Genomic DNA, 2,376 nt, shown 5'->3' on the forward strand with positions numbered 1-2,376 from the left:
AGCCGCACACCCAGGCGATGCCCTCGCCCAGGGTGGCGTAGGAGTAGGAGTAGCTGGACCCGGAGACCGGCACCATGCCGGCCATTTCCGCGTAGCTGACCGCCGAGAGCAGGGCGGTGACACCGGCCAGCACGAAGGAGAGCCAGATGGCCGGGCCGGCGATCGGCACCGCGTCGCCCAGGATCACCAGGATGCCGGTGCCCAGGGTGGCGCCCACGGAGATCATCGTCAGCTGCAGGACCCCGAAGCTGCGCCGCAGCTTGCCGTGCCCGGCGTTGTCGGCGGCCTCGCTGACCATGTGGTTGATGGATTTGCGGCGGCGCAGCTGTGCCGCCAGGGCGGTGCGGGCCGTTGGGGAGGGGTGGTGGGGCAGCTGGGGTGCGCTGCCGGTGCCGGTTGGCTGTTTGCCAGAGGGTGTGCTCACTTCTCTGTCGTTCCTTCGCCGTTGTCCTTCGTCAAGCCCGCACGACGGCAGCGCTGCGCTGTGCCGTGTGCTTCCGGTTGCGAAAGCTCGGGCGGGGCCGGCAGGTCCCGCCCAAGGGCGTCAGCCATGCTACCAACGTCCACTGTGAGCCACCGCCCGTCCGGCCCGCCGCCGCGGGTCCTCCGGCGGCTGGCCACCGCACTTCGTGGAACGCTGCGCAACGCCCCTGGGCCGGTGCGCACGGTTCCCGTGCGGCCTCGTCCGGGGCAGCGGGCCCGCGGTTTCCAGCCTTCGCGCCGTTTTTGCGAAAATTAGTCTGACTTGGATGGATTCAGTTCGAGCGGGCGGCATGCCCGGCCCGCGAAGCGCGGGTCCAGGGGGTTGTTCCGCCCCGGTCCGGCGCCCGCGGTTCGGCGCCGGCAGCGGATCGGGCCCGGGCAAAGGCGCCTGCGCCGGCCGCGCACGGCATGCCCGGCTTCACCCGCGGCTGTGGCGCAGAGCACGGGCAACGCGCCCCTGTTCGGGCGCTGGAGGGTGTGGCCGCGCCCGGCCGGCTGCGTCTAGAGTCAAGACATGAGCGATGCGATCTTCCCCCTGGCCACCGGACGGCTGGAACTGCGATTCCACTCGGCCGAGGACGCCGCGGACCTGCTGCGCGTCTACGCGCAAGAACCGGTGGCCCGCTACCTGCTGGAGGAGCGCTGGGATGAGGAGTACACCCAGGAGCAGCTGGCCAAGCGCGTGGTGCGCACCAGCCTGGACGAACCGCCGCACGCCCTGGCCCTGGTGATCGCCGACGGCTCGGGGCGCTACGTCGGGGACCTGGCCCTGTGGCTGACCGACATCCCGCACCGGCAGGCGGAGATCGGCTGGGTGCTCGATCCCCAATGCGCCGGGCTGGGCTACGCGACCGAGGCGGTCGCCGCCCTGCTGCAGGTGGCCTTCACCCGGCTGGGCGTGCACCGGATCGCCGCCAAAATGGATGCCCGCAACACCGCCAGCGCGGCGCTGGCCCGGCGCCTGGGCTTCCGGCTGGAGGGGCACCTGCAGGAGCACCTGTACAGCAAGGGCGAATACACCGACACCCTGATCTTCGGCATGCTCGCCGGGGACCTGCCGGGGCAGGGCCCGACAGCGGCGGACGCTGAGACACCGACGGACGCTGAGACACCGGCCGCGGATCCCGCCTGCAGCCCGGCCGCCGCGACGGCGCAAGGCACGGGCCGCCCATGACCGGCGAGGGGAACGCCCCGGAGGACGGCGGAAGGGGCGTGAACGCCCTGCCGGGTGGGCCCGGGCACGGTGCGGCGGCCGTCGCCGCCATCGGCACCGGTGCGGTGCGCGGGCGGCTGCTCACCGCGAAGGTCATGCGCCTGGGCCAGCACGCGATCACCGGTGTCCTGCTGGTGATCGCGGTGGTGCGCGGCATGGCCGAAAGCACCAGACCCAGCTGGCTGGTGCCGATTGTCGGGATCGGCTTCGCGCTGTGGTACTTGGGTGGGCTGCCGCGGCTGGCCCGGCGGGAATCGGCGGCCGGGCTGGACGCCTCGGGCAGGACCATGCTCTGGCTGGGGGTGCTGCTGGCGATCTGGGCGGCCGGGCTGGCGGCCAGCAGCGAATTCATGTGGCTGGCCTTCAGCCTGTGGCTGCTGATCGGGCACCTGCTGCCGCTGGCCAGCTCCGTGCTGGTCTCGCTGCTGGTATACGCGCTGGCGATCGTCGCGCCCTTCCTGCACCACGGGCAGACCAGTTACGCCAGCATTATCGGCCCGCTGGTGGGCGGGTGCTTCGCATGGGGCATTTCCCGCGGCTACCTGCAGCTGCTGCGCGACGCACAGGAACGCAACGCGCTGGTCAGCTTGCGGCTGCAGGCGCACCGCGAGATGGCCGGGCTGCACGAGGAGCTGGCCCGGTCCCAGCACCAGGCCGGGGTGCTGGCCGAGCGGGCCCGG

2 protein-coding genes and 1 pseudogene are annotated in these 2,376 nt (G+C 72.4%); 2 read left to right on the forward strand and 1 reads right to left on the reverse strand.

The genetic code is table 11. The features are described from left to right. The coding region (locus tag RCJ92_RS15605) for an amino acid permease (RefSeq protein ID WP_446755084.1) at positions 1–373 on the reverse strand (373 nt) is incomplete at its 3' end. A 624-nt stretch (positions 374–997) separates the two neighbouring features. On the opposite strand from RCJ92_RS15605, the gene RCJ92_RS15610 reads away from it, so the two are divergent. Next, positions 998–1,657, forward strand: a complete 660-nt coding sequence (locus tag RCJ92_RS15610; RefSeq protein ID WP_446755083.1) for a GNAT family N-acetyltransferase — start codon at positions 998–1,000, stop codon at positions 1,655–1,657. Further along, a pseudogene (locus RCJ92_RS15615) lies at positions 1,654–2,376 on the forward strand (hypothetical protein); the annotation flags it as partial. The gene RCJ92_RS15610 and the pseudogene RCJ92_RS15615, both read left to right, overlap by 4 nt.

The sequence above is a fragment of the Glutamicibacter sp. BSL13 genome (assembly GCF_052928425.1).

What these genes read in the sequence shown, in the direction of transcription:
- RCJ92_RS15610 (WP_446755083.1), top strand. Translation starts at nt 998, where the DNA reads ATGAGCGATGCGATCTTCCCCCTGGCCACCGGACGGCTGGAACTGCGA.